This window comes from Helicobacter pylori, assembly GCF_014498195.1.
Taxonomy (GTDB): domain Bacteria; phylum Campylobacterota; class Campylobacteria; order Campylobacterales; family Helicobacteraceae; genus Helicobacter; species Helicobacter pylori_DO.
The window spans coordinates 13,769-38,489 of record NZ_JACTGH010000010.1 but is presented as its reverse complement, the minus strand read 5'-3'; the positions used below and the strand labels follow the sequence as shown (position 1 = coordinate 38,489).

General features: G+C 38.8%; 23 protein-coding genes. 11 read left to right on the top strand and 12 right to left on the bottom strand.

The window, feature by feature from the left end:
* Nucleotides 1-3 precede the first annotated feature (3 nt).
* The 7 genes from H7N67_RS05790 to H7N67_RS05760 all read right to left on the bottom strand — a co-directional run bounded on the left by H7N67_RS05790 (nucleotide 4) and on the right by H7N67_RS05760 (nucleotide 8,382).
* Nucleotides 4-576 carry a YigZ family protein gene (locus tag H7N67_RS05790; protein WP_000854166.1) on the bottom strand — a complete coding sequence of 191 codons (573 nt, stop codon included), beginning with the start codon at nucleotides 574-576 and terminating at the stop codon, nucleotides 4-6.
* The gene (locus H7N67_RS05785; protein WP_187939339.1) at nucleotides 563-1,693 is read right to left on the bottom strand and encodes an ABC transporter permease; all 1,131 of its coding nucleotides are present in this window, start codon (nucleotides 1,691-1,693) and stop codon (nucleotides 563-565) included. Before H7N67_RS05785 ends, H7N67_RS05790 begins: the two co-directional genes overlap by 14 nt.
* Nucleotides 1,690-2,787, bottom strand: coding sequence for an ABC transporter permease (locus H7N67_RS05780; RefSeq protein WP_187939338.1), 1,098 nt, complete (start codon nucleotides 2,785-2,787; stop codon nucleotides 1,690-1,692). The genes H7N67_RS05785 and H7N67_RS05780 overlap by 4 nt, the downstream gene beginning before the upstream one ends.
* Nucleotides 2,788-2,798: 11 nt before the next feature.
* Entirely contained in the window at nucleotides 2,799-3,788 is a 990-nt protein-coding gene (locus H7N67_RS05775) for an HlyD family secretion protein (RefSeq protein WP_097696824.1), read from the bottom strand.
* A gap of 11 nt (nucleotides 3,789-3,799) precedes the next feature.
* Nucleotides 3,800-5,332, bottom strand: coding sequence for a TolC family protein (locus H7N67_RS05770; protein WP_187939337.1), 1,533 nt, complete (start codon nucleotides 5,330-5,332; stop codon nucleotides 3,800-3,802).
* Nucleotides 5,329-6,678 carry a hemolysin family protein gene (locus H7N67_RS05765; RefSeq protein ID WP_080317462.1) on the bottom strand — a complete coding sequence of 450 codons (1,350 nt, stop codon included), beginning with the start codon at nucleotides 6,676-6,678 and terminating at the stop codon, nucleotides 5,329-5,331. The genes H7N67_RS05770 and H7N67_RS05765 overlap by 4 nt, the downstream gene beginning before the upstream one ends.
* Before the next feature lie 102 nt (nucleotides 6,679-6,780).
* Nucleotides 6,781-8,382, bottom strand: coding sequence for an inorganic phosphate transporter (locus H7N67_RS05760; RefSeq protein WP_079375562.1), 1,602 nt, complete (start codon nucleotides 8,380-8,382; stop codon nucleotides 6,781-6,783).
* Nucleotides 8,383-8,522: 140 nt separating this feature from the next.
* On the opposite strand from H7N67_RS05760, the gene H7N67_RS05755 reads away from it, so the two are divergent.
* The 10 genes from H7N67_RS05755 to H7N67_RS05710 are packed head-to-tail and all read left to right on the top strand — an operon-like array spanning nucleotide 8,523 to nucleotide 17,530.
* Complete coding sequence (locus H7N67_RS05755) at nucleotides 8,523-8,792, top strand: NifU family protein (RefSeq protein WP_000569296.1); 270 nt, start codon at nucleotides 8,523-8,525, stop codon at nucleotides 8,790-8,792.
* 11 nt (nucleotides 8,793-8,803) lie between these two features.
* The gene (locus tag H7N67_RS05750) at nucleotides 8,804-9,415 is read left to right on the top strand and encodes a hypothetical protein (protein ID WP_001168589.1); all 612 of its coding nucleotides are present in this window, start codon (nucleotides 8,804-8,806) and stop codon (nucleotides 9,413-9,415) included.
* 3 nt (nucleotides 9,416-9,418) lie between these two features.
* A complete protein-coding gene (locus tag H7N67_RS05745) occupies nucleotides 9,419-10,762 on the top strand; it encodes a UDP-N-acetylmuramoyl-L-alanyl-D-glutamate--2,6-diaminopimelate ligase (protein WP_187939336.1) in 1,344 nt (447 codons plus the stop codon).
* Between the two features lie 2 nt (nucleotides 10,763-10,764).
* A complete protein-coding gene (tal, locus tag H7N67_RS05740) occupies nucleotides 10,765-11,715 on the top strand; it encodes a transaldolase (RefSeq protein WP_187939335.1) in 951 nt (316 codons plus the stop codon).
* Between the two features lie 54 nt (nucleotides 11,716-11,769).
* On the top strand, nucleotides 11,770-12,306 hold the full coding sequence (locus tag H7N67_RS05735; protein ID WP_000889333.1) for a 50S ribosomal protein L25/general stress protein Ctc: 537 nt from the start codon (nucleotides 11,770-11,772) through the stop codon (nucleotides 12,304-12,306).
* A 9-nt stretch (nucleotides 12,307-12,315) separates the two neighbouring features.
* Nucleotides 12,316-12,876 (top strand): aminoacyl-tRNA hydrolase, encoded by a 561-nt coding sequence (pth, locus tag H7N67_RS05730; RefSeq protein WP_187939370.1) that lies wholly within the window; start codon nucleotides 12,316-12,318, stop codon nucleotides 12,874-12,876.
* Between the two features lie 9 nt (nucleotides 12,877-12,885).
* Nucleotides 12,886-13,953, top strand: a complete 1,068-nt coding sequence (locus H7N67_RS05725) for an LptF/LptG family permease (protein WP_187939334.1) — start codon at nucleotides 12,886-12,888, stop codon at nucleotides 13,951-13,953.
* Nucleotides 13,954-14,009: 56 nt separating this feature from the next.
* On the top strand, nucleotides 14,010-15,011 hold the full coding sequence (locus tag H7N67_RS05720) for a DNA adenine methylase (protein WP_187939333.1): 1,002 nt from the start codon (nucleotides 14,010-14,012) through the stop codon (nucleotides 15,009-15,011).
* Nucleotides 15,008-15,907, top strand: a complete 900-nt coding sequence (locus H7N67_RS05715; RefSeq protein ID WP_080373299.1) for a Dam family site-specific DNA-(adenine-N6)-methyltransferase — start codon at nucleotides 15,008-15,010, stop codon at nucleotides 15,905-15,907. The genes H7N67_RS05720 and H7N67_RS05715 overlap by 4 nt, the downstream gene beginning before the upstream one ends.
* A 6-nt stretch (nucleotides 15,908-15,913) precedes the next feature.
* Nucleotides 15,914-17,530, top strand: coding sequence for an AlwI family type II restriction endonuclease (locus H7N67_RS05710; RefSeq protein ID WP_187939332.1), 1,617 nt, complete (start codon nucleotides 15,914-15,916; stop codon nucleotides 17,528-17,530).
* A 60-nt stretch (nucleotides 17,531-17,590) separates the two neighbouring features.
* Here the strand turns inward: H7N67_RS05710 and H7N67_RS05705 are convergent, their stop codons facing one another.
* Entirely contained in the window at nucleotides 17,591-18,754 is a 1,164-nt protein-coding gene (locus H7N67_RS05705) for an outer membrane protein (protein WP_162491367.1), read from the bottom strand.
* Nucleotides 18,755-18,935: 181 nt separating this feature from the next.
* Between H7N67_RS05705 and H7N67_RS05700 the strand changes: the two genes are divergently transcribed.
* Complete coding sequence (locus tag H7N67_RS05700; protein WP_000338876.1) at nucleotides 18,936-19,373, top strand: CopD family copper resistance protein; 438 nt, start codon at nucleotides 18,936-18,938, stop codon at nucleotides 19,371-19,373.
* Here the strand turns inward: H7N67_RS05700 and H7N67_RS05695 are convergent.
* From H7N67_RS05695 to gltS, 4 genes are read right to left on the bottom strand one after another with little or no spacing between them, the layout of a single operon-like run.
* Nucleotides 19,370-21,721, bottom strand: a complete 2,352-nt coding sequence (locus H7N67_RS05695) for a heavy metal translocating P-type ATPase (RefSeq protein ID WP_187939331.1) — start codon at nucleotides 21,719-21,721, stop codon at nucleotides 19,370-19,372. The two genes, H7N67_RS05700 and H7N67_RS05695, sit on opposite strands and share 4 nt — an antisense overlap.
* A 24-nt stretch (nucleotides 21,722-21,745) precedes the next feature.
* Complete coding sequence (locus tag H7N67_RS05690) at nucleotides 21,746-22,462, bottom strand: tRNA1(Val) (adenine(37)-N6)-methyltransferase (RefSeq protein WP_187939330.1); 717 nt, start codon at nucleotides 22,460-22,462, stop codon at nucleotides 21,746-21,748.
* Nucleotides 22,444-23,478, bottom strand: a complete 1,035-nt coding sequence (locus H7N67_RS05685) for a bifunctional diaminohydroxyphosphoribosylaminopyrimidine deaminase/5-amino-6-(5-phosphoribosylamino)uracil reductase (protein ID WP_187939329.1) — start codon at nucleotides 23,476-23,478, stop codon at nucleotides 22,444-22,446. The genes H7N67_RS05690 and H7N67_RS05685 overlap by 19 nt, the downstream gene beginning before the upstream one ends.
* Nucleotides 23,475-24,701: a sodium/glutamate symporter gene (gltS, locus tag H7N67_RS05680; protein ID WP_187939328.1), complete on the bottom strand. Its 1,227-nt coding sequence runs from the start codon at nucleotides 24,699-24,701 to the stop codon at nucleotides 23,475-23,477. The genes H7N67_RS05685 and gltS overlap by 4 nt, the downstream gene beginning before the upstream one ends.
* Between the last annotated feature and the right edge of the window lie 20 nt (nucleotides 24,702-24,721).

Here is a 24,721-nt window from a genome sequence, read left to right as displayed (position 1 = left end):
TCCCTAATTTATCTTATTTTGTTGTAAAAACGCTTGCAAATTTTCTCTTTCGCCGCTGATTTCCACTTCCACGCTTTGGTTTGAAAAATTCTTTTTGTTTAATTGTAAGCTAAATTTCTTAATTTCACGCTGAAGAGCGTCTAATTCTTTGTAAGAATAATGAGCGCTTAAAGTTTCCAACTCCACAAAATCCTTCAAAGCGTTTTCTCTTTGAGCGTTTTCTACGCACAATAACGCGCTCTTAGCATAAGCTTTCATCAAGCCTCCCACCCCTAAAAGCGTGCCTCCAAAATAACGCACGCTCACTAATCCTATATTGATCAAATCTTCTCGCCTTAAAACGCTAAGCACAGGCATTCCTGAACTCCCTTTAGGCTCGCCATCATCGCTAAAACCCTCCGTGATTTTGCCCTCTAAAGAATAGCGGAACGCCGTTACAAAATGCGCGGCTTTAAAATGCTCTTTTTTCAATTGCAAAAGGGTTTTTTCAAAATCATCAAAAGGCATAAGATACCCTAAAAAGCGAGACGCTTTAGTTTGGTGCTTGGAAGCGATGAGGTTTTTAAGGGTTTTCACAAGCTTTCTTTAAAGAGCTGAGTTTGAACACGCACCCTATAAAACTCACGATAAAAATCGCAATAAGCACGTAAAAATGGATGGACACATCCACAAATTCCGCATGCATTTGATTCAACCGCCCGAGCAAACTGATCCCATGATAAGCAGGCACTATTTGAACGAAGATCTGTAAATAAGAGGGCAAGGATTCAAAAGGCCACACAAAACCCATCATAAAAATCAAGGGCAAAGAAGAGATTAAAACGATTTGAGTGGTGTGGGCTTCATTTTTAATCCATGCGCCTAAAAACGACCCCAAACTCAAGGCCGCAAGCATGAAAATCAAGCTATTCAAAAACACCATTAAAGCGCTCCCATGCCGTTCGATCCCATAAAAAGAAAACAGCACCCCAAAATACAACAAAACAAAAACGCTAAACGCTCCCATAAACACCAAGAGTCTTGCACACAGCCTTAAAGCGATTTGCTTTTTATCTAAAAAGGCTAATTCCAAACGCCTGGAGCTAGTAAACATGCTGCTTGCAATGAGCATCACCTGGTGTAAAATGAAAATAAACACGCTAGAGAGCGCGTAATTCAAATACCCCTCACTAGGGTTATACAAAGCGATAGGCCTGATTTTAATCCCGTCTGTCCCTAATTCAGCTTCTTCTATTTGGGCGTTGCGTTTGAACCTTATTTCATCGTTTAAAGCGTTGATGCTCTCCACCACCGCATTCGCTAAGGCGCCATAAATCAAAAAGTAATTGGAATTCGCATAAAAATCTATCGTTACAGGCACTTGCTTGTGGATATTGGCTTCAAAATGCGAAGGGATATGCAAGATCCCATAAATTTTTTCTTCTTTTAAAAGCTTTTTGGCTTCCAGCATAGAGGGGCTAAAAAAAGCGATTTCTAACTCGTTGGAGCTTTGCGCCATGAAAGCTAATTGCCTAGAAAGAAAGGAATTGTCTTCATCTACAAGGGCGATTTTTTGTTGCGTTACGATGTCTTTCAAATAAGGCAAAGGGTATAATAAGCCATAGATTAAAGGAGCACCTATAAGGATCAATAAAACGCCCTTATGAGAAACAATAGCCCTTAATTCCATTAAAAGGATTTTAAAAAAATTCATGCACTAGCCCTGTCTTTTTTAAAAGAAAAATAAAAAACCAAAAGCCCTAAGACTAAAAAGATTAAAAAGAACACAAGCGGCATTAACGAATTTAAAGACTCGGTAAAATCCGTCTTATAATAAGCCTCTTGTAAAAAAAAGCGCATAAAATGGCTAATAGGCAAGCAATGGCTCCAAAAATCCCCAAAAATTTCCATGTTGTTTTGCGGGTAAGTAACCCCAGCAAACGCAAAGCTTGGAGCGGTATAGACCCCAATCGCACCCGCAGTTTCAATAACGCTTTTTGAAATGCCATAAACCAGCACCACAAAACCGCTCATGATAAGCGCCATCAAGACTACCGCTAAAAAGACCAATGACAAATGCGCATAATTCCCCTGCATGCCAATAAAATTAAAATAAAACGCCATGCCCATCCCCCAAAAGCTAAACACGCACACATTCGCTACAATACTGATCAAAAGCTCGCGCATGTTAGAGGTTTTTTGAATGAAATTGAGCATGCCAATCGCAATGAAAATAAGCCACATGCAAGGCAGCATCACGCTTAAAAGGTATTGCGTGTAATTGTTTTCTTCATTGTATAGGGCATGCAATTGCAAAACAATAGGCACCGCTTGGGCTTTAGCCGAAATCAAATTGGAATCTCGCACTAAAGCTTTGGTGGCTAAGGTTTTAGCGTCTAAAGTCAAAGCGGTTTGTAAGAAGGCGTTTTTGAGCGTTTTCCCCACTAAAACATACTCAGCGTTATAATAAAAGGGCAAATCCACCTTTCGCCCCATTTTAATTTTTTTCTCTAAATCTCTAGGCAAAACCAACGCCCCATACGCTTCAGCGGAGTTTAAAAAGCGTTTGGCTTCTAAAAGGCTAGCCACTTGGTGTTTGATTTGAAGCGCGCTCGTTGCGCCTAATTCAAACGCTACCTGATGGCTTGTGGTGGTCTTATCCAAATCCACCACCACGATAGGGAGCTGTCTTGGGATTTCTTGTTTAAAGATTTGCGTGCCTAAAACCCCTAAACAAAAAGGCAATATAAAACACACGATAAACAAGAACTTGTCTTGTAAAACCCATGCGCTTATCAATCTGAACAAAACAATCCTTTTTAAGGTTTAATGGTAACTAACACGCTCATCCCTACCCTAAAATTTTCCAACTCTTCTAAGGGTATGGCCTCCACTTCATAGCTTTTCATGTCGTAAGTGTTGGAATTATTCGTCGCTTTCCAAGTCGCAAAATCCCCCATCACGCTCAAATATTTGACCCTGAATTTCGCGCTTTTTTTCAACGCTGGGATATAGCCTTCAAATTCCTTGCCCACTTTAAACTCATTCAAATACTTTTCAGGCACGCTGATTTTTAACCAACTATCCTTTAAATCTATCATTAAAACCACAGGAAAGCCCTTAGGGCTAAGCTCGCCACCGCTTAAAAGCACATTACTCACTTCCCCATCAATTGGGGCTGTAGCTTTGACGTCTTTTAAATAAGACTCCACTTCATTCACTTGCCCTAAAGCCGCGCTCTCTTTAGCCTTAGCGGCAATCTTACTTTCAGAGCTCGCCCCCCCTAAAGCCATTTTATACTTTTGGTAAGCCGCGCTCTCGTTGTATTTAGTGCTTTCATAAGCCGCATAGGCTTCATCGCGCTTTTGCAAACTCGCCACGCCGTTATCATACAAATCTTGAACGCGTTTATAAGTCTCTTTAGCCAAATTCGCTTGGGATTTTGCCGCTTGCCAAATGTCCCTCGCAGAATTGATCGTTTCGTCTCTTGAGCCTCTTTTGACTTCATCGCTAAGCGCTTTAGCGGCTTTATGCCCGGCCTCAGCTTGAGCGAGCTTGGCTTCTAATTCAGGGCTAGAAATACTAAAAACCAAATCGCCCTTTTTAATGTGATCGCCTTTTTTAACAAACACCTTTTCAATGCGGCCGGGGACTTTGGAGCTCACGCTGTATTCTCTGGCTTCCAAAAACCCTTGCAACACTTCAGCCTTAGGGCGATAAGCTAAATAAAAAAGCACGATTAGCCCTAATAATAAAGCCCCACCCCCTGTAAGAATCGCTTTATTTTTATCCAACATGCTATTTGACATGATTTTTTCCTTTAATAAACAAATTCATAAAATAAATCAATATGATCGCTTAACGCCATTAAATTCGCTAATGAAACGATGTATTTATAAGCCACGCTTTTTTGCTCCACAATGATAGAAGAAAGCGTGTTCCTCGCATCAATGACTTGAGCGTTCGTGCTTAAGCCTTGTAAAAAAGCCTGCTCTTGGAGTTTTAAATTTTCCTTGGCTAATTCCACGCTAGAAAGCAAGCTTTTGTATTCTTTCAAATAAGAAAGCGTCTCTTTATAAGTCTTATTCACTAATAATTCCATGTTTTTTTTAGCTTGGATTTGTTCGCTATTAGCTTGCAACTCGGCTAACTTGCTCGCTTGGTATTTTTGGATACGCCCTGTGGGGGAGAGTATGGGCATGCGCCCCGCCACGCCCACAAACCAACTAGGGATCATGTCTTCAAACACCGAATTGTTTTGTTTCATGATATAAGATCCAAAAAAACTCACTTGGGGCAAGAATTTAGCGATCTGTAGTTTCGTGTTTTCTTTAGAAATTTGAACCTGATTTTCTAAAGTCTTTAAAGCCGGGTAAGAATTGAGCGTGGAAGCAACAAAAAAGCTCAAATCGGGCAGATTTTTCTCCGTGTGGATCTCCAATTTGCTTGAAGGCACTAGATCGTCTTTACTAGACAAAATAGAATTGAACGAGAGTTGCGAAACTTCTAACACGTCTTTAGCCTTAACGCTAGCGATATGGGCCTTATCATAAGCCACTTGAGCGCCTAAGGTTTCTACCCTAGCGATTTGCCCTACTTTTTGCATTTTCAAAGCGTTTTGGAAATGCTTATAATGGCCTTTTTCTACCTCTTCTAAAGTTTCAGCCACTTCTGCGTTTAACACCATGCCGTAATACACGCTCACAAGCTCTTGAAAAGTGGAAAGCTTTTTCAAGCGATACACTTCATTAGCGTCTTTTTGCATCAAATCCGCAATGCGCACCATCGTGAATCTTGCCCCACCCATATAAAGGGGATAAATAATGCTCAAAGCCCCAATCACCACATTTTGCTTAGAAAACAATAAGGGGGCCTCTAAAGTGCTGCTCAAAGCCCCAAAACCTTGCATCACCCCTTGCATGCCCGCTTGGATTTGAGGGGTTAATACTTGAGGGGGGATATTTTGCTGGATGTTTTGCAAGCCTTGATGGATCTGGTTGGTGGCTTTTTGCACGCCCGGTTGTTTTTGGCTGGCAAAATCCATTTTAATGGGGTTAGAAAGATACACATAAAAAGCACTCAAATCAATTTGAGGCAAAAAAGAAAGCTTAGCCGCTAATTTCATTTTACTCGCTCGTTTAATGGCGTATTCTTGCGCATGCAAGCCTTCATGGTTGGATAACACCCTATTCCATGCGTTTTTTAAAGAGAGTTTTTGGGCGTTAGGGTGGTTCAAGGGTGCGCTGTCTTCAGCCAAATTCAAAGAAGAAGGCTCGGTTTGAGAAATCCCATCAACAGCGCTTAAAGAGCTATTGAATAATAAGCCCAATACAAAGAGGGTTGTTTTTTTCATGCTTCATTTTCTCCCTGATCTTGTTTAACCGCTTTCAAGCGTTTTATCCTAGCCCCATCCACGCTTAAGACTTCAAAAGCATACCCATGCGAAACGATTGTATCCCCCTCCATAGGCATGCGCTCTAACAAGCTAAAAACATACCCCCCAAGCGTTACCTGCTCGCATTCTTTGTCAAATTGGATATGAAGCACTTCTTCTACGCTTTCTAAATCCAGCATGCCCTCTAATTCAAACACGCCCTCTTCAAGCTTGTTCACGCCCTCTTGTTTTAAATCGTATTCGTCGCTAATCTCGCCCATGATCTCTTCAATAATGTCTTCCATCGTGAGCAACCCGGCCGTGCCGCCGTATTCATCAATCACCAAAGCGGTATGGATTTGCTCTTTTTTCATTTTAATAAGGATTTGAGAAATGGAAGCGCTCTCAGGGACGATGATCATTTTCCTAACGATTTGATTGAAATCATGCATTTTGGGGGTAAAAATAGAGCGAGAGAGCAAGTCTCTGATATGCACCATGCCGATAATGTTATCCTTAGAACCCTTACAATAAGGGTAGCGCGTGAAATGGCCTTTTAAAACAATGTCTATATTTTCTTCATAGCTGTTTTCTTCGTCCAAACACACCATGTCTTTTCGTGGGGTCATGATTTCTTTAGCGCTCGTGTCAGAAAAGTCCACCGCGTTTTTAATGATTTCCCCCTCCACTGAATCAATAATGCCCTCTCTCAAACTCTCGCCCACAATGATTTTCAACTCTTCTTCAGAATGCGTGCCGTCATGCTCTTTAGGATTGATGCCCACTTTTTTTAAAAAGAAATGAGCGATCACATCAAACAGGCGCACCACCGGGTAAAACACGACCCAAAACACATGCAAAGGGCGCGCGGCAAAAAGAGCGGCTTTTTCAGATTTAGCGATCGCTAAAGATTTAGGCACAATCTCGCCCAACACGACATGCAAAAAAGTGATGCTTAAAAACGCTATGACCACGCTCATTGAATGGATAAAAATAGGATTTTCTCTCAAATCCATAGACTCAAACAGCGCGGCTAACAATTTTGCGATAGTGGGCTCACCCACCCAGCCTAAAGCTAATGAAGAAAGGGTGATGCCTAACTGCGTGGCGCTCAAATAAGTGTCTAGTCTTTGACTCATCTTTAAAGCGAGTTTAGCGTTGGAATTACCGATTTTAACCAGCTCTTCTAAGCGGGTTTTACGCACTTTCACAAGGGCAAACTCTGAAAGCACAAAAAAAGCGTTCAACAGCACCAATAAAAAAGCAACCATCAACATCAAAATCGACTCAGACGGATCCAAATAAGCTCCTTGATTCCTCCCAATGATTTAAACCTAAAACCTAACGATAAATATAAAATATATAAAATCTCAGAATTTTAACATAAAAGATTAAGCCTAACTTTAAAAATCAAGCCTTCAAAAACCCTAGAAATACTTTTCTATAAAACCAAGAGCCACAAAAAGAAGCGCGCCTAAAAGCGCAGAAACCGGCACGGTTACCAACCAAGCGGTAACAATCTTTTTTAAAATGGAGCGTTTGATCACTTCTTCTTTATACACTTTTTTAAGCGACTTTTTTTCTTTCTTTTTCAATTCCAAAGCGATGGCGGTGTTCTTGCTTTTTTTCAAGCTCTCTAGCATGAGCGATTTTTCTTTCAAATTGGCTTTATCAAAGCGCTCTAAAAAACCTTCAATTTCTTCTAAATCTTCCCCAAAGTGCGCCGCTACAATGTTGTCTCTGATCCTAGCAAAACGCCTTCTGGATTGCTCCCTTAAGCGCTCCCTTAAAAAGCCCACCCCAAACACCGCGCCCACCACAATATGCGTAGAGCTTACCGGTAAGCCTAATTGAGAGGCTAAAAGCACGGTAATGACCGCTGAAAGCGCGATGCAAAAGGCTTGCATTTTGTCTAATTCTGTGATTTCAGACCCCACCGTTTTAATGAGCTTTGGCCCATACAAACTCAAGCCTAAAGCGATCCCGGCTGCCCCCACTACCATAATCCACAACGGCACAGAGCTTAAAGTATTCCCTATAGGGCTATTTGCATCTTCTAAAGTTTGACTGATGGCCGCTAAGGGGCCTATAGCGTTAGCCACGTCATTAGCCCCATGCGCAAAACTTAAAAGCGCAGCAGCAAAAATCAAAGGGACATTGAAAAGCTCATTAATGCTTTCATGGCTATTTTCTAATTGCGGGGCTTTCTTTAACACAAATCTTTTAAAAAGGATAAAGATTAAAAGCGCAAGGATGCAGCCGCAAGCCAGTTGGATTTCAAAACCCACCGCATAGAGGCGTTTTAAAACCTTAACCATCAAATACCAGCTAAAGGCTAAGCTCATCAACGCTACCAAATAAGGCACGACCTTTAAAGCCGCGCTCTTTTTATCTTCTTTATAAGCGATAGTCTTTTTAATGAGCATTAAAAAGAACATGGCTATCAAAGCCCCCATTAAAGGCGAGACTACCCAACTAGCCACAATGCCGGATAAAAAATGCCAATTGACCGCTGCCATTCCAGCTGCTGCCATTCCAGCCCCCATAATCCCCCCCACTACAGAGTGTGAAGTGGAAACGGGAGCGCCTATTAAAGTCGCCACATGCAACCACAACGCCCCACTGAGTAAGCTAGCCAACATGACATTAATGAAAACATGCGCATCATTAATAAATTCAGGCGAAACGATACGACCCTTAATCGTAGAGACCACTTCCCCCCCAGCAATGATCGCTCCAAGCATTTCACAAATCGCAGCGATCAAAATCGCCCCGCCCATGCTAATGGCTTTAGAGCCTACGGCAGGGCCGACATTATTAGACACATCGTTCGCGCCAATATTCATCGCCATATACCCCCCAATCACAGCCGCAAAAATAAGCAACAATCCCTTAGAATTAGCCTGCCCAAAAATGAGAGCGAGCAAAGCAGCACCGATGAGAAACAAAAGAGCGAGAGCGATCTTTAAAGTGTCTTTTTGGAGTTTTTTGGAAGCTTTTTCAAACTCTTTGATGTTTCTAATTTCCATATCGTCATCAAAACCTTATTCTAATAGTGGTCTTATTCTATCCAATTAGCCCTTGAGCCACTCTTAAAAAGCGTTGTTTGATAAAAATGGCTCATTATATGGTATCTTAAAGTAAAATTTTAAAAATAAGGTTTTTAAAAATGATAGAATTTAGCGATGAAGATTTACAAAAACCGGTGCGTATTGTGATAGAAAAGATCCGCCCTTACTTGCTCAAAGATGGCGGTAATATTGAAGTGCTAGGGGTGAAAAGCATGAAAATTTATGTGGCTTTAGAGGGAGCGTGCAAGACTTGCTCTAGCAGTAAAATCACTTTAAAAAATGTCATTGAAAGGCAGCTTAAAATGGACATTCACCCCAATTTAGAAGTGGTGTGCTTAGAAAACGCTAAGGAGTTTGATAAGCTTTAAGGATTATAGGCATGCAAAAGTTTGATTATGAATTTAAAAAGCGCGCGTTGATTAAAGATGGCTTTTTAGCGTTCAAGCAAGCCCATTACGCTGAAGCGTTACGCCTTTTTTCTGAAGTTTTGTTTTTGGATAAAGACAACCAAAAAGCCAAAGTGGGGGCGTTATTAAGCGACATCGCTAAAGATTTCCCTAAAGAAGCCCATAGCTTTTATGAATTGTATCAAAGCTTGATCGCTATGCAAAAACGGAGTTTAAAAAACCAGGCTGAAGAGCAAATCATCAATTTGATCGCTTCTTTTGATGAGGGATTGAACCAAATGACTGAAAAGATTGATGCGCAAATTTCTCAAAAAGGCGAGGAGTTGAATGGCATTTTGTATGCGGATTTCAAACGCTTGAGTTTGGAGCGCGGCTTTAAGGAAGCGTTTGAAGATTTGATGTTCAGCTCTAGGGTGATTTTTGACAATAAAGAGGATTTTTATGAATTTTTGAAAGAATTGAACCATTATGGCTATTATGAATTAGCAATAAATTACATTGAAAACATGCATGAAGATTCTTTTATTTATGATGAATTTTTGCGTTCTCTTTTAGAAGACGCCTTAAAATCCAATAAGGCTTAAAGAATGAAGCTTAAAAAAACCCTGACTTATCAAAACCGTGCCTATTCTTTTTTAAGCGATAACACGAATGAAGTTTTAGAAAACCCTGAAGAAATCCTTTTTGTCAAAACGCCTTTAAACGAAAAATACGCCCCCTTAATTGCAGAAAAAAACCTGGCTATTTTAGATTTTAACGAGCTTAAAAACTACTTTGATTTTAAAATGAAAATTGTAGGGATTACAGGCACTAATGGTAAAACGACCACAGCGAGCTTGATGTATTCCTTGCTCTTAGATTTGAATAAAAAGACCGCTCTTTTAGGCACAAGAGGGTTTTTTATTAACGATGAACGCATCAAAGAAAAGGGCTTGACCACGCCCACTCTTTTAGAGCTTTATAGCGATTTAGAAGAAGCGATTCGTTTGGGGTGTGAATACTTTATCATGGAAGTGAGCTCCCATGCGATTGTCCAAAAGCGCACCGCTGGGCTTGATTTTGCCCTTAAAGTCCTCACTAATATCACAAGCGATCATTTAGATTTCCATCAAAATATAGAAAATTACAGAGATATTAAAAACAGCTTTTTTAAAGATGAGGGCTTGAAAGTCATCAACAGAGATGAAACAAACGCCCTTTTTAACCCCATTAACGCACACACTTACGCGCTAGATAAAAAAGCGCATTTGAACGTTCAAGCCTTTTCGCTCAACCCCTCCATTAGCGCGTCTTTATGCTACCAACAAGATTTAAGAGATCCTAATCTCAAAGAAGTCGCCCTTATGCATTCCCCCCTTTTAGGGCGTTACAACCTTTATAATATTTTAGCGGGCGTTTTGGGGGTCAAACTACTCACTCAATTACCGCTAGAAGTAATCGCGCCGTTATTGGAAAACTTTTATGGGGTTAAGGGGCGTTTGGAAATTGTGCATCCTAAACCTTTAGTGGTCGTGGATTTTGCCCACACAACAGACGGCATGCAACAGGTTTTTGAAAGCTTTAAAAGTCAAAAAATCACCGCTCTTTTTGGGGCAGGGGGCGATAGGGATAAAACCAAGCGCCCTAAAATGGGAGCGATAGCGAGTTGTTATGCGCATCAAATCATCTTAACTTCAGACAACCCTAGAAGCGAAAACGAAGAAGACATCATTAAGGATATTTTAAAAGGCATCAATAATTCTTCTAAAGTCATTGTAGAAAAAGACCGAAAAAAGGCCATTTTAAACGCTTTAGAAAATTTAAAAGACGATGAGGTGTTGTTGATTTTAGGCAAGGGCGATGAAAACACTCAAATCTTTAAAGACAAAACGATTTTTTTTAGCGACCAAGAAGTCGTTAAAGATTATTATCTCAATTTAAAACAAGGATGAACATGCAAGAATTCAGTTTGTGGTGCGATTTTATAGAAAGGGATTTTTTAGAAAACGATTTTTTAAAGCTCATCAATAAGGGGGCTATTTGCGGGGCGACGAGTAACCCTAGTTTGTTTTGTGAAGCGATCACAAAAAGCGCGTTTTATCAAGATGAAATCGCTAAACTCAAAGGCAAAAAAGCTAAAGAAATTTATGAAACTCTGGCGCTAAAGGATATTTTACAAGCCTCTAACGCGTTAATGCCTTTGTATGAAAAAGACCCTAACAACGGCTATATTAGCCTAGAAATTGACCCTTTTTTAGAAGATGATGCGATTAAAAGCATTGATGAAGCCAAGCGGTTATTCAAAGCATTAAACCGCCCTAATGTGATGATTAAAGTCCCGGCGAGTGAAAGCGCTTTTGAAGTCATTAGTGCTCTGGCTCAAGCCTCTATCCCCATTAATGTAACTTTAGTCTTTTCGCCTAAAATTGCCGGTGAAATCGCTCAAATCTTAGCCAAAGAAGCGCGAAAGAGAGCGGTCATTAGCGTGTTTGTCTCACGATTTGACAAAGAAATAGACCCACTAGTGCCAAAAAATTTGCAAGCTCAAAGCGGGATCATGAACGCTACCGAGTGCTATTACCAAATTAATCAGCATGCTAATAAGCTAACAAGCGCTCTTTTTGCATCCACCGGCGTTAAATCCAACGCTTTAGCTAAAGATTATTACATTAAAGCGCTGTGTTTTAAAAACTCTATCAATACAGCCCCCCTAGAGGCTTTAAACGCTTATTTGCTTGACCCCAACACCGAGTATCAAACCCCTTTAAAAATCACAGAAATTGAAGCGTTTAAAAAAGAATTAAAAACGCACAACATTGATTTAGAAAACACCGCTCAAAAACTCCTTAAAGAAGGCTTGATAGCGTTCAAACAATCCTTTGAAAAGCTTTTAAGCGGTTTTTGATTTTTAAGGGTTTTTTGGATAGAATAAGCCCTTATTTTATTTTAAAGGATTGACATGTTAGAAGGCGTTATTAGAGAGAGTATTACTAAAGCTAACGCTAAAGCTTTAAAAAAAGATGGCTATCTAATCGCAAACGTTTATGGGAAGGGTATTGAAAACGTGAATGGCGCGTTCAAACTAAACCCCTTCATTAAATACCTTAAGGAAAAAAAGCATTTGATTTTCCCGGTGAAATTAGGGGATAAGACTTTTGAAGTCGTGGTTCAAGAATACCAAAAAAACCCCGTTACTAACGAGCTTATCCATGTGGATTTACTCGCTGTTACTAAGGGCGTGAAGTCCAAGTTTAAAGTCCCTGTCAAACACCAAGGCACTCCAGTGGGCTTGAAAAATAAAGGGATTTTGATGCTCTCTAAAAAGCGTATCAGCGTGGAATGCGCTCCAGAGCATTTGCCCGATCACTATTTAGTGGATGTAGCCCCTTTAGACGTGAATGAGTCTATTTTGGTGCGCGATTTAGAAAAACACGAGAATGTTAAGATTTTAGATCATGATTCTATCGCTGTGATCGGTGTGATTAAGGCGAAGTGATTTCAGGTGATGACGCTTTTAGTAGGTTTAGGCAACCCTACTTTGCGTTACGCTCACACCAGACACAACGCTGGTTTTGATATTTTAGATTCGCTCGTTAGCGAATTGGATCTTTCTTTCACTTTTTCTCCCAAACACAACGCTTGTTTATGCGTTTATAAGGATTTTATCTTACTCAAGCCCCAAACTTACATGAATTTAAGCGGCGAGAGCGTTTTAAGCACTAAAAATTTTTATAAACCTAAAGAGCTTTTAATTGTCCATGACGACTTGGATTTACCTTTAGGCGTTGTGAAATTTAAAAAGGGTGGAGGAAATGGGGGGCATAATGGCTTAAAATCTATTGATGCGTTGTGTTCTAATTCTTATTACCGCTTGAGGGTGGGGATTTCTAAAGGAATTGATGTGGTTGAGCATGTGCTTTCAAAATTCCATAACAACGAAGAGCCCTTAAAAAACGCTGTGTTTGAACATGCCAAAAACGCCTTAAAATTTTTTATAGAAAGCCATGATTTTAACGCCATGCAAAATCGTTTCACGCTCAAAAACCCTTTAAAAATAGAAAATTAGGGATTTAAAGTGCGTTTGTTTAGATTTGTGGGGTGGTATTATTTCAAATACTTTTTAATCGTGCTTTTAGCTTTAGAATTGTTTTTTGTAGGCATTGACAGCTTGAAATACGCCGATAAAATGCCCGATTCTGCGAACATGATCATCTTATTTTTCACCTATGATATTTTATTTGCACTCAATTACACCTTGCCCATTTCCTTGCTTTTGGCAATGGTTTTATTTTATATCGCATTCATTAAATCCAACCAATACACCGCCCTGCTCTCCATTGGCTTTTCCAAACGCCAGATTTTAAACCCTATTTTTTTCATCAGCTTGTTTTTCACGGCTGTTTATGTGGGGTTGAACGCGACTCCTTTTGTGTACATGGAAGAAAAAACGCAAAATTTGATCTATAAAGACAATTCTTTGAGCGTTTCAGAGCATTTGTTAGTGAAATACAACGATGATTACGTGTATTTTGATAAGATTAATCCCTTATTGCAAAAAGCCCAAAACATCAAGGTTTTTCGCCTGAAAGATAAAACTTTAGAATCTTATGCTGAAGCTAAAGAAGCTTTTTTTGAAGACAAATATTGGATTTTGCATGACACTACTATCTATGAGATGCCCTTAAATTTTGAACTGGGCACAAACGCTTTAAGCACCACGCGTTTAAAAACCTTTAAAACGCTCAAAAATTTCCGCCCTAAAGTTTTAGACACCATTTATCAAAACAAGCCTGCGGTTTCTATCACAGACGCTCTTTTATCCTTGCATGCTCTAATGCGCCAAAACGCCGACACGAAAAAAGTGCGCTCGTTTTTGTATGTGTTTGCGATTTTGCCCTTTTTTGTGCCGTTTTTAAGCGTTTTAATCGCTTATTTTTCGCCCAGTCTCGCCCGCTATGAAAACCTGGCTCTTTTAGGGCTAAAGTTTATCATTATCACGCTCGTTGTTTGGGGGCTATTCTTTGCTTTAGGGAAGTTCAGCATTTCAGGGATACTCATTCCTGAAATAGGCGTGCTATCGCCCTTTTTTATATTCTTAGCTCTTAGTCTTTGGTATTTTAAAAAGCTTAATAAGAGATTATGATTTTTAAATCTTACATATTACTAAGTGGTTTTATCCTCTTAGTTTAAAGGTGGCTAGTGGAAAGATTTAATCTAAAAAACCGCCGGTATATCGGCTCAAAAACCAAGCTTATAGAGTGGGTATTTGGGAATTTAAAATTAAATAATATCAAAAGCGTGTGCGATATTTTTGCCGGAAGTGGGGTAGTGGCTGGTCAATTTGCCACTATTCCTAACATTAAAAATATTATTATAAATGATATTTTATTTTCTAATGAAGTCATTTATCATGCTTTTTTTAGGGGGCAAGACGCTGATTTTAAGGTGCTTGAAGAACTGAAAGAATATTATACTCAAGCTTTAAAGCTAGAAGAAAATTATTTTAGCCAACATTTTAGCGACAAATTTTTCAGCTATAAAGATTGCGTCAAAATCGGTAGCATTAGAGAGCATATAGAAAGCTTGAATTTAGATAAATTAAATAAAGATATTTTATTAACAAGCTTGATTTATTCAATGGATAAAATAGCTAACACGGTAGGGCATTATGAAGCTTATAGGAAAAAAGAGATTTTGCAAGATAGATTTATTTTTGAGCTTATTAGCCCTATAAAGCATGATAAAAATATCATGATAGAGAGAAAAAACGCTAACGAATTGGCTAAAACCTTAAAAATAGACTTAGTCTTTATTGACCCTCCATACAATTCAAGGCAATACAGCCGGTTTTATCATCTCTATGAAAACCTAGTGCAGTGGAAAAAACCCAAACTCTATGGAACAGCTTTAAAGCCATTACGCGAGAACATGAGCGAATATTGTCGCTCTAATGCCAAGAAAGAATTGAGCGATTTAATTGAAAAACTAGATTGTAAAAGGATTGCTTTAACTTATAATAATACCTATAATTCTAAGTCTAGCTCTTCGCAAAATAAAATAGGCTTTAAAGATTTAGTGGAAATTTTAAGCCAAAAAGGAAAATTAAGTGTTAAAGAAAAGGCTCATGGTTTTTTTAATTCAGGAAAAACTGATTTTAAAGAGCATAAAGAATTTTTATTTATAGTGGAAGTGAAACCTTGAAAAAAGGCATTCGTTCTCCCTTTTTCTATGTAGGGGATAAATATAAACTCATGCCACAACTCAATAAGCTATTCCCAAATAATATTAATCAATTTATTGAGCCTTTTGTGGGTGGGGGTAGCGTGTTTTTAAACACTAAGGCTAAAAGATACTTAGCTAACGACATAGATACCAATATTATCAATTTGCATAAAACTTTAAGCAAGTTCAATACTTGTGAGCTTTTTGATGAATTGTCTAAAATCATCATTCATTATGGCTTGTCTTTCTCTTTTAAGGGGATTACAGCCCCTGATGAATTAAAAAAACAATATATAAAAACTTACTACGCCAAATACAATAAAATAGCTTATGAAAAACTAAGGGCTGATTTTAACTCCAATCAAAACAACATGCTCTATTTGTATTTACTTTTAATTTATGGGTTTAATCACATGATTAGATTTAATTCTAAAGGGCTTTTTAATTTACCTGTAGGTAATGTGGATTTCAATGAAAATGTTTATAATGCCCTAAAAAACTACATAGATTTTATACAGCAAAACACCATTATTTTTCACAATGATGATTATATTGATTTCCTTAACCACACCACTTATTTAAAAGATGATTATGTTTATTTTGACCCCCCTTATTTAATCTCAAATAGCGAATACAACAAGTTATGGGATAGCGATAATGAGATAGCCTTATATGGCGTTTTAGATAGCCTAGATAAAAAGGGAGTTTTATTTGGTATAACTAATCTTATTTATCACAAGGGAGAGACTAATTTTATTTTAAAAGAATGGGCTAAAAAATATTATATTTTTAATATCAAAAGTAATTATATCAGTTATAATGACAATACTATTAAAGAAGATAGTCAAGAAATCTTTGTAACTAATTATAGGTGATTAATTATGACTAAAAAACCGGCACGAAAAATTTTAAGCTTTTCAACCACTATGCGAAACCCTAAAAGAATAGGACAATTTTTAGCTGTTTTAGGAAAGTTTGAAAATCAAATCCTTCAATCTTCAACGATCGTGCAAATTATCAAATCCGTTTTGGCTCATAGGCTTTATAGACCTACTTCTATCAATCAAAATAAAGAATTGAAAGAAAAATTTGACTCCAATGAGTATGTCTTTAGCGATGAAGAGTTAGAACGCATTATAGAAATATCCCCACAAAATCATAAAGAGATGGGTTTTGAGCATGGATGGGAAAGTCGGTTTGACACTTGGTATAAGCTTATGTGTGAGTTTGGTTTTTGCTACTATGCAAAATATGAGAAAATACTCATCAGCGATAGCGCTAAGATGCTTATTCTTGCTTATTACGATAAAGAAAACGATACTTTTAAAGAAAGCGTTGATGAAAGCGTAGTTGGGGCTATATTTTTAAACGCTCTGTCTAAATATGAAGTAGGAAACCCTTATAAAAAGAACTTAAACCATAACAACCCCCTCAAACTATTACTCTCGCTTTTAAAACGACTCAAAAATGCCCATCTAACCCCCCTATCTGTCAAAGAAATCCCTGTTTTACTTTGTTGGAAAGACGATAACGCTAAAGGGCTTTATGACTACATTATTCGTTTAAGACAAGAAATTGTTGCTATCAATAAAACAGAATTCAGCTACTCAGATGAATTTATCTATGAAAAATGCCTAAAACTTTTAGAAAGTGTTAATAAAATACGATTTAAAATGAGCCAAATCACTAACGAAGCCGTTGATGAATACATTAGAAAAATGCGTATTACAGGACTCATTTCATTGCGTGGTAATGGTAGGTTTATTGATATTAATACTAATGAAAATAATAAAATAGATTACATTTTACAAACTCATAAGGCTTTTAAAGGGGACTATTTAAACGACACTCAAGCTAACAAACTCGCCTTTTTTAACTACATGGCGATCGTGGATAGCTTTCTTGTTAATGTTACTCCAATCAGCGCTGATGAGAGCGTTAAATCAAGCAAATTGAACGAACTAGCAAACACTTATACCAAAGATTTTATCAAGCAAGAATTACTCATTACTTGTAACAAGCAAGAATCAAAAGATAGTTTTTTAAGACTCATTGATAAACCTTTGCGCTTGGAATTTTTAAGTGCTATTTTCTTGAAACAACATTTTGAAAATTTAAGCGTGATACCCAATTATAAAAGCGATGATGAAGGCTTGCCCATATACACAGCAAGCGGTAACAAACCTGATATTGTAGCTATGGACACAAAAGCCCAAAGTTATATAGAAGTGAGCTTGATTAGGGATAGAAGTCAAAGTACCTTGGAAATGATACCTATTGCCAGACATTTAAAAGAATTGATTAAAAATAGCGCTGATATTAGAGAAAAATTTAGTGTTTTTGTAGCTCCAAATATCCATGATGACGCCAAAGAATATGCGGGATTTGCCCATTTCAAAGACAATATTAATATATGTTGTTATGCTATCAATGATTTTATCAAAAAAGTAGAAAATAGCGCAGAGTTATTGCAACTCAATGACAACCCAAAAGCTTGACAAATCAAGCTTTCATATATAAGTATAAGCTATAGGCCTTACCCCAAAACCCTACCAAACTTAAAAAGTATAAACATAACGCAAATACATAGAATACTGACGGCGTAAGGTTTGGGTTAAGCTGAAATTGGTTTCTGCTCCTGTGATAGTAGTCGGGTTCCCATTCTCTAGCGGGCCTTGTTTTTTCGCTCTTATAGTAGTAGAGCCTTTGAAAAAGTGGTTAGGGAGCGTGGGGATTTTGATACCAAACTCAATGCCATGGTGTTCAAAAATATTGGTTCTAATGCCCACATTCACTAAAAATTGGAAAATCGTGTGATTCACCTTAGCGTTTAATTTTCCTGTGGTATAGACGCTATTAGGGTTAATCCCCACATCACAACTCGCCGGCGTCGTGTCCCCGCAAGTGATTGTGCCATCAGCGTTAGTCATGTAAGCGTCAGCGTCCGTATTGACGCCATAAACATACCCGTCCTTAAAATACCCCACACGATTATTGGTCCAAGTGTTACCCGCAAAATTCACGCCTAGAAAAAACCCGGCCGTGGCTTTAGGCTTATCTATAATGTTAAAAAGCATGTCTGTGCCAAAACCATAAGTATACATGTCCGCTTTTTGATCGCTCAAATAAAAAGGCGATATAGCGTTAGCGGCTCTGGAGTTAGAGAAATTGGTATGCCCATAATCAAAAAAGCCATAATAGCGCAACCCAAACCACCTTTTTTTACCGATAAAATGCTTATAGCCTGTCATCACGCCTAGCCCATACATCGGCTGGTTACGGCCAGGAATGTTTTTATTGGTGCTAAGCATGGTGCGAGAAGTCCAATTGACTACGCAGTTAGCTTTAGTATAGCCTGGCGTTCCTGGCGTCCCTGAAGCTGGCTGACAGCCACCGGTCTGCCCGTCAGGAACTTTGCCATCATCATTAGCCGAAACATCGCCAAAAGGCACTTGAAACAACTCGCCGTTTTTATAAGCGTTTGTCTTTTGATCAGCCCTACCCACTTCCAAGCTAATCCCCACAAACGCGCCATTCTTTTCATGGGCATTTAAGGGGTTTGTCAGCCATAACGAACTCAAAAGAGCGCCTAAAATTACCGAGCCTTTTTTAGAAATATCTAAAGATTGAGCTATCAAAACAGATTCCTTACGATTAAAATTTTTACCAACCATTTTGCAATCTTGCATTCTATTTTTCTTCTTTGTCATAAAATTGAGCATCACTCTCTAGGGTCTCCGCTTAAGTGTTACTTTTTTAATTATTTTATTATAGCTAATTGCAATCTTAAAAGTCAAACAAAAACCACCCCTAAAATTCCCATAATAGTGGGCTACTTGACAATAAAACCCTTTTATAGTAGATTAAAAACTCTTTAATTTTCCCATGAATAAAGGATTTTAAATGGATGCGATTTATCCTTATGTGTTGGTTGTTCATTTATTGTGTGCCATTATTTTTATTGGCTACTTGTTTTTTGATGGGGTAATTTTCCCCAATGTGAAGAAAATGTTTGGCGAAGAGTTTGCCAATAAAGCGAATACAGGAATCACTCAAAGAGCGATCAAAATCATGCCCTTATGCGTTTTAGGGCTTGTTTTAACAGGGGGCATGATGCTTAGCCAATACATGGGGGGCGATAAAGGCTGGTGTGAAACCCCTTTTCAAAAGATACTCATGCTTAAAGTGATCTTAGCGTTAAGCATTTTTCTTTTGGTGCTTTTTTCTTTATCGTGTAAGTTTTTGGGTAAGAAAAACCCTATTGGTAAATATATCCACCCTATCGCTCTAACTTTTGGCTTTTTAATCGCCATTTTAGCCAAAACAATGTGGTTTGTTTAAGAGCGTTTCAACCTCAAAGAATTTAAGACCACTAAGAGCGAGCTAGTGCTCATGCTCAAACTCGCTATTAAAGGGTTGATGTATCCTAGCATAGCGACTGGGATTAAAATAGCGTTATAAATCAAGCTCAAAACAATGTTTTGCAACACCACTTGATAGACTTTTTGAGCGTTATCAAACGCTTTTTCCAACAAACTCAAATCCTCTTCTAAAAGCAAAATATCGCATGCGCTTTTACTCAAAGCGCTTTTTTCAAACCCCAAAGAAACGCTCGCTTTTTTTAAGGCTAGCGCGTCATTATTGCCATCGCCTATCATCGCGCACACGCCTTGATAAGAGCTGACGATTTGAGCCTTATCTTCAGGGGTCAAATTCGCATGATACTTAGAAATCCCTAATTTTTTCGCGCACTCTTTAACCGAGCTTTCATTATCCCCGCTTAAAATTTCTAATTCTAAGCCTTTATTTTGCAAAGCCTGAATGACTTCTTTAGCGTTAGCTTTCAAACGCTCTTCTAAAATGAATAACGCGCATAAAGTCTTGTTTTTCGCAAAGCCTACCATGATATTAGCGCTCTCTTTAACCTTTAAATCAACCCCCATGGATTTTAAAAATTTCAAACTCCCCACTAGCAAAGTTTCGTTTTGATAATTCGCTTTTAAGCCATGAGCGAAAAACTCTATCTTTTCTAAATCAACCTCATCGCTATCTAGAGTTTTAAGGATCGCGCTATGGGCTAAATGCTCCCTAGTTTTTAAAAGGCTCTTCAAAAGCCTTTCATCAAATTCTTCGTAAATGATTTTTTCTTTTAAAAGGACTTCTTTTTGCGTGAGCGTGCCGGTTTTGTCTATAAAGATTTTTTCCACTTTAGCCAGGGTTTCTAAAAACAACGCTTCTTTAAACACGATCAAAGGGTTTTTAAACACCCCTATCACTAGCGCAATGGGCGTAGCTAAGGCGAACGCGCAAGGGCAGCTGATGACTAACACGCTAATACACACCATTAAGGCTTTTTCAAAATTACCCCCCAAACCAAATTGCCATAATAAAAAGCTTACAAAGGCTAAAAACAACACCGCTTTAGAAAAAATATCCGCAATTTGATTCGCGCTACTCTCAATTAAGGGCTTTTCTAAAAAACTCTTTTTTAAAGTTTCTAACAAACTAGAAAGGCGTGAGTTTTGAAAATTTGCGCTCACTTGATAGCTAAAAGGCACGCCCACGTTCACATAACCCCCTAAAATTGGATCATTAACCCCCAATTCCAAAGGCTTAAACTCCCCACTGATCAAAGACGCATCCACGCTCGCGTTATTTAAAAGCACGCCATCTAATGCGATTTTAGCCCCGCTTGGCACCCAAACAACAGAGCCTATCGCCACATCTTTAGGGTGTTTTTCTATCTGCTTGCCATTTTCTACAATAATCACGCTATGGATTTCATGCGATTCTAGGGCCAGACATTTTTCATTCGCAAACAGCCTGGCTTTTAATTCCAAAAACTTAGAGCCAAAAACAAGCGTTAAAATCGTGCTGCTCGCTTCAAAATAAGTTTCTTGGGACACCAACATGGCATAAAGAGAATAAACAAACGCCGACAACGCCCCAAAAGACACGCTCAAATCCATGCCCAAAACGCCATTTTTTAGCCCATAAAACGCCCCCTTAATAAAAAAACGCCCCACAACCACTAGCACCAACAAGCTTAAAAAGAGCGATACGAGATCCAAATTCCTTTGCATAAGCTTATCCATGCCGCTACCATAACTCGCGCTACCATAGCTTGCGTATTTGGCAATGGCAATAAACATCAAATTCATGGTGGCAAAAAACCCCACGCTCAAAGTGAGCAAATAGGAGCGCTGCTCTTTTTGGGCTTTTAGGGTGTAATTTTGCACGTTATAAATTTTAGCCCCATAGCCCAAACTCTCAATTTTTTGAATAATCTCTTTAGGGTTTAAGGACTTCTCAAACACGATTTGCAAGTGGTGGGTGGTGAAATTCACGCTCACTTTTTTAACCCCCTTTAAGCGCTCTAAAACCTTTTGATTGAGCCACAAGCAAGCGTTACAATGCGTTTTTTCTAGCAAAAGATTAAGGATTAATTCGCCCTTATTGTTTTCTTCAAGGGCCTGTTCTAATTCTAAAATATTCATTGAATCTTGGGGCGTTACGGGGGCTAAAGTGGAATCGTTTAATTTGTCATAAAAGCTCTCTAAATTCAAATCCAATAATAACGCATACACCCTAGCGCACCCCGTGCAGCAAAAATACAATTCCTTATGATTAATGGTCTCTTTAAAAAGCTCACTTTCTTTAAACTCCAACTGGCAATGCGAACATTTCATTTTTGAATCCTTAATTTAGAGGTGCTAATTGAGAAGCGCTTTGATAGAATAAGTGTTACAGATTTGATAGATGCTTAAAACTTCTTTGGTGTTGTCGCTTTGGTTTTTGGAATGGTGCGTGATTAAAGGGGGCAAGACTTTTAGAGCGCTTTTGGAATTATTCCTAGTCGCTCCAAGCATCAAATGGGCGTTTTTGTCTTTAAAACTTTGGACAAACCTTAAAGTTTCTAGCGTGAGTTTAACGCTTTTCAAACTCTCTATGACCAAGCAAAGCGACAAGGCTTCATAGCAAAAAATAAAATACCCTTTAGGTTTTAGGCATTTTTTCACTTTAGCCACCAAAGAAGCGAAGTCTAATTCGCTCTGGTGCCTCGCATGCCCTTTAATTTTAGATTTGATAGAGCCCAAGGCATAAAAAGGAGGGTTGCACACAATCACATCATACAAAATCGGGGGGTTGAAATCTAAAAAATCGCCCTCAAACACTTGAGCGTTAGGGAATTTAAGGGCGTTTTTTTGGGAGCAAAACGCCATTTTGTTATCCTTTTCCACCAAATGAACGCTCGCTAGCGGGTTGTCTCTAGCGCAGAGCAAGCCTAAGATCCCACACCCTGATCCTATGTCTAAAATCACGCCGCTATTTTTGATAAAAGGGCGTGAAAAATCGTATAAAAAAAGCGAATCGCTATTGTAAGAATAAGCGTTTAAAGGCTGGTATAATCTTAAGAGTTTTCTATCCATAAAAGGGCTTCATTTTCTAAGATTTGCGCATGCAACAACCGCCCTTTAAAAGGGGTTTTTAGAGCGAATGCGCTAAACGCTTCACCAATCATAGACGCATGCGAATGCAAAAGCAATGCGTCTATTTTATCCCTCAAGCTCTCAAACAATTCCCACCCCCCTTCAATGAAATTAAACCCCTTCTCTAGGGGTAAATCTTTGGGGTCATGGAAAGTGTTGACCAAACGATTAGGCGCAGAAAAAACTTTTGAATGGGGGTTAATTGGACGCTTGGATAAAATAGCGATATTGGGGTTTTTATTTTGATAAAAGCTGTCGCAAAAGCGAGCGTCTAATAAGGGGTTATCCGTTCTTATGGTTTTCCCAGAAATAATAAGAGTGTCGCATATTGCACGCTGGTTGTGCGTGAAAATAATGCTTTTTTGCCCGGTGATCTTGCCATGATGGTAATCCCCATTCATTCTTAAAGCGAGTTTGAACAAATTAAAACGCCCCTTTTGTTCCATTATCCTAAAAGGCAAGAGCAAGTCTTTAGCCTTGTTTTCTAAATTGTGGCAAATTATTGTTTCAATACGAGCCTTTTGTAGCCTTGCTAAACCCCCTTTTTTAGCTTCGTTTTCTTCTGCGGCAATGACCACTCTTTTAGGTTTTAAAATTTCTAACAACTCGCTACAAGCCGGGGTTTTGCCATAAGAATTGCATGGCTCTAAGGTGATTAAAAAAACGCAGTCTGTAAAAGCGTTGTTGTGGTGTTTTTTTAAAAAATCGCTTAAAGTTTTAGGGTCTTCTAACTTTTCTAAATCGTTTTTCAAACTGGGGCGTAAAATCTTTAGCGCTGATTTAGCGGCTAAGACTTCTGCATGCGGGGTTTTGGCTTTTTTGTGGGTTTCTAAACTCAAGATCTCATGGCGTTTATCTAGCACCATGCAAGCCACGCTCGGGTTTTCTAAGGCTAGGGTTTGATGCTCCCATGCCTTATTCAAGCACATTTCTAATAAACTCTCATAAAGTCTCATGACGGGAAAAAAGGCAAAAGCAAAAAGCCTTTAATCGCTAAAGCGTTAATAATATCAACAAAAAACGCTCCCACTAAAGGCACGACGATAAACGCTACATGCGATGGCCCGTAGTGGTTGGTGATGGTTTGCATATTCACCATAGCCGTTGGAGTCGCTCCAAGCCCAAAACCGCAATGCCCCGCGCACAACACCGCCGCATCATAATCCTTCCCGCATATCCTAAAGGTTACAAGCACCACATAAAGGATCATAACCACCACTTGAACGCTCAAAATAACCGCTAACGGCACAGCGAGTTTTAACAATTCCAATAAATTCACGCTCATTAAAGCGTAGGCTAAAAACAGGCTCAAACTCACGTTCCCTATGACTGAAACCTCTCTGTCAAACACGCTATGGATTTTAAAAAACGACAAGGCATTTCTTAAAATAACCCCTACAAACAAGCACCACACAAAAGTCGGCAAGGTGAAACTTTTAGGCATCAAATGCGATAAAAAAGTCCCCACTAATAAAGCGATCGCAATCAAAGCTAAAGTTTCTACAAAACTGGATGCGGTGATTAGGCGTTGCTCTTTAGGGGTTTCAAAGCCTTTAGACACCACGCCCTCTAAAGTGTCTTTTTCTTTGGTGTCTTTAGGTTCTAGTTTGTATTTAGAAATCAAATATTTAGCGACAGGCCCTCCAATAATCCCCCCGTTCACCAAGCCAAAAGTCGCGCACGCCATGCCCACTTCTAAGCTGGAGCTAAAATTATAAGGCGCTTGGGTGAAAAAATTAGCCCATGCCGCGCTAGTGCCATGCCCTCCCACTAAAGCGATAGACCCCCCTAAAAGCCCCATTAAAGGATTGACCCCTAAAAGGCTAGCGATAGAAATCCCCACCACATTTTGACACACCACAAACCCCGCCACAGCCAGCAAAAAGATCGCAAGCATTTTCCCGCCTTTTTGTAAAGATTTGAAATCCGCGCTCAAACCAATGGTGATAAAAAAAGTCAGCATTAAAGGATCTTTTAAAGAAGAATCAAACTGCAAACCAAAATTGTAAAACTGACGCGCTAACATGATAAAAAAAGCGACTAAAACCCCGCCCACAACAGGCTCTGGAATATCATAATCGCGTAAAAACTTGACTTTAGAAATCACATAACGCCCCAAGAGTAACACTAAAACCATGCACACCAAAGTGGCATAAATATCCAACTTAATTTCTTGCAAGCTTGCATCCTTATTAATCA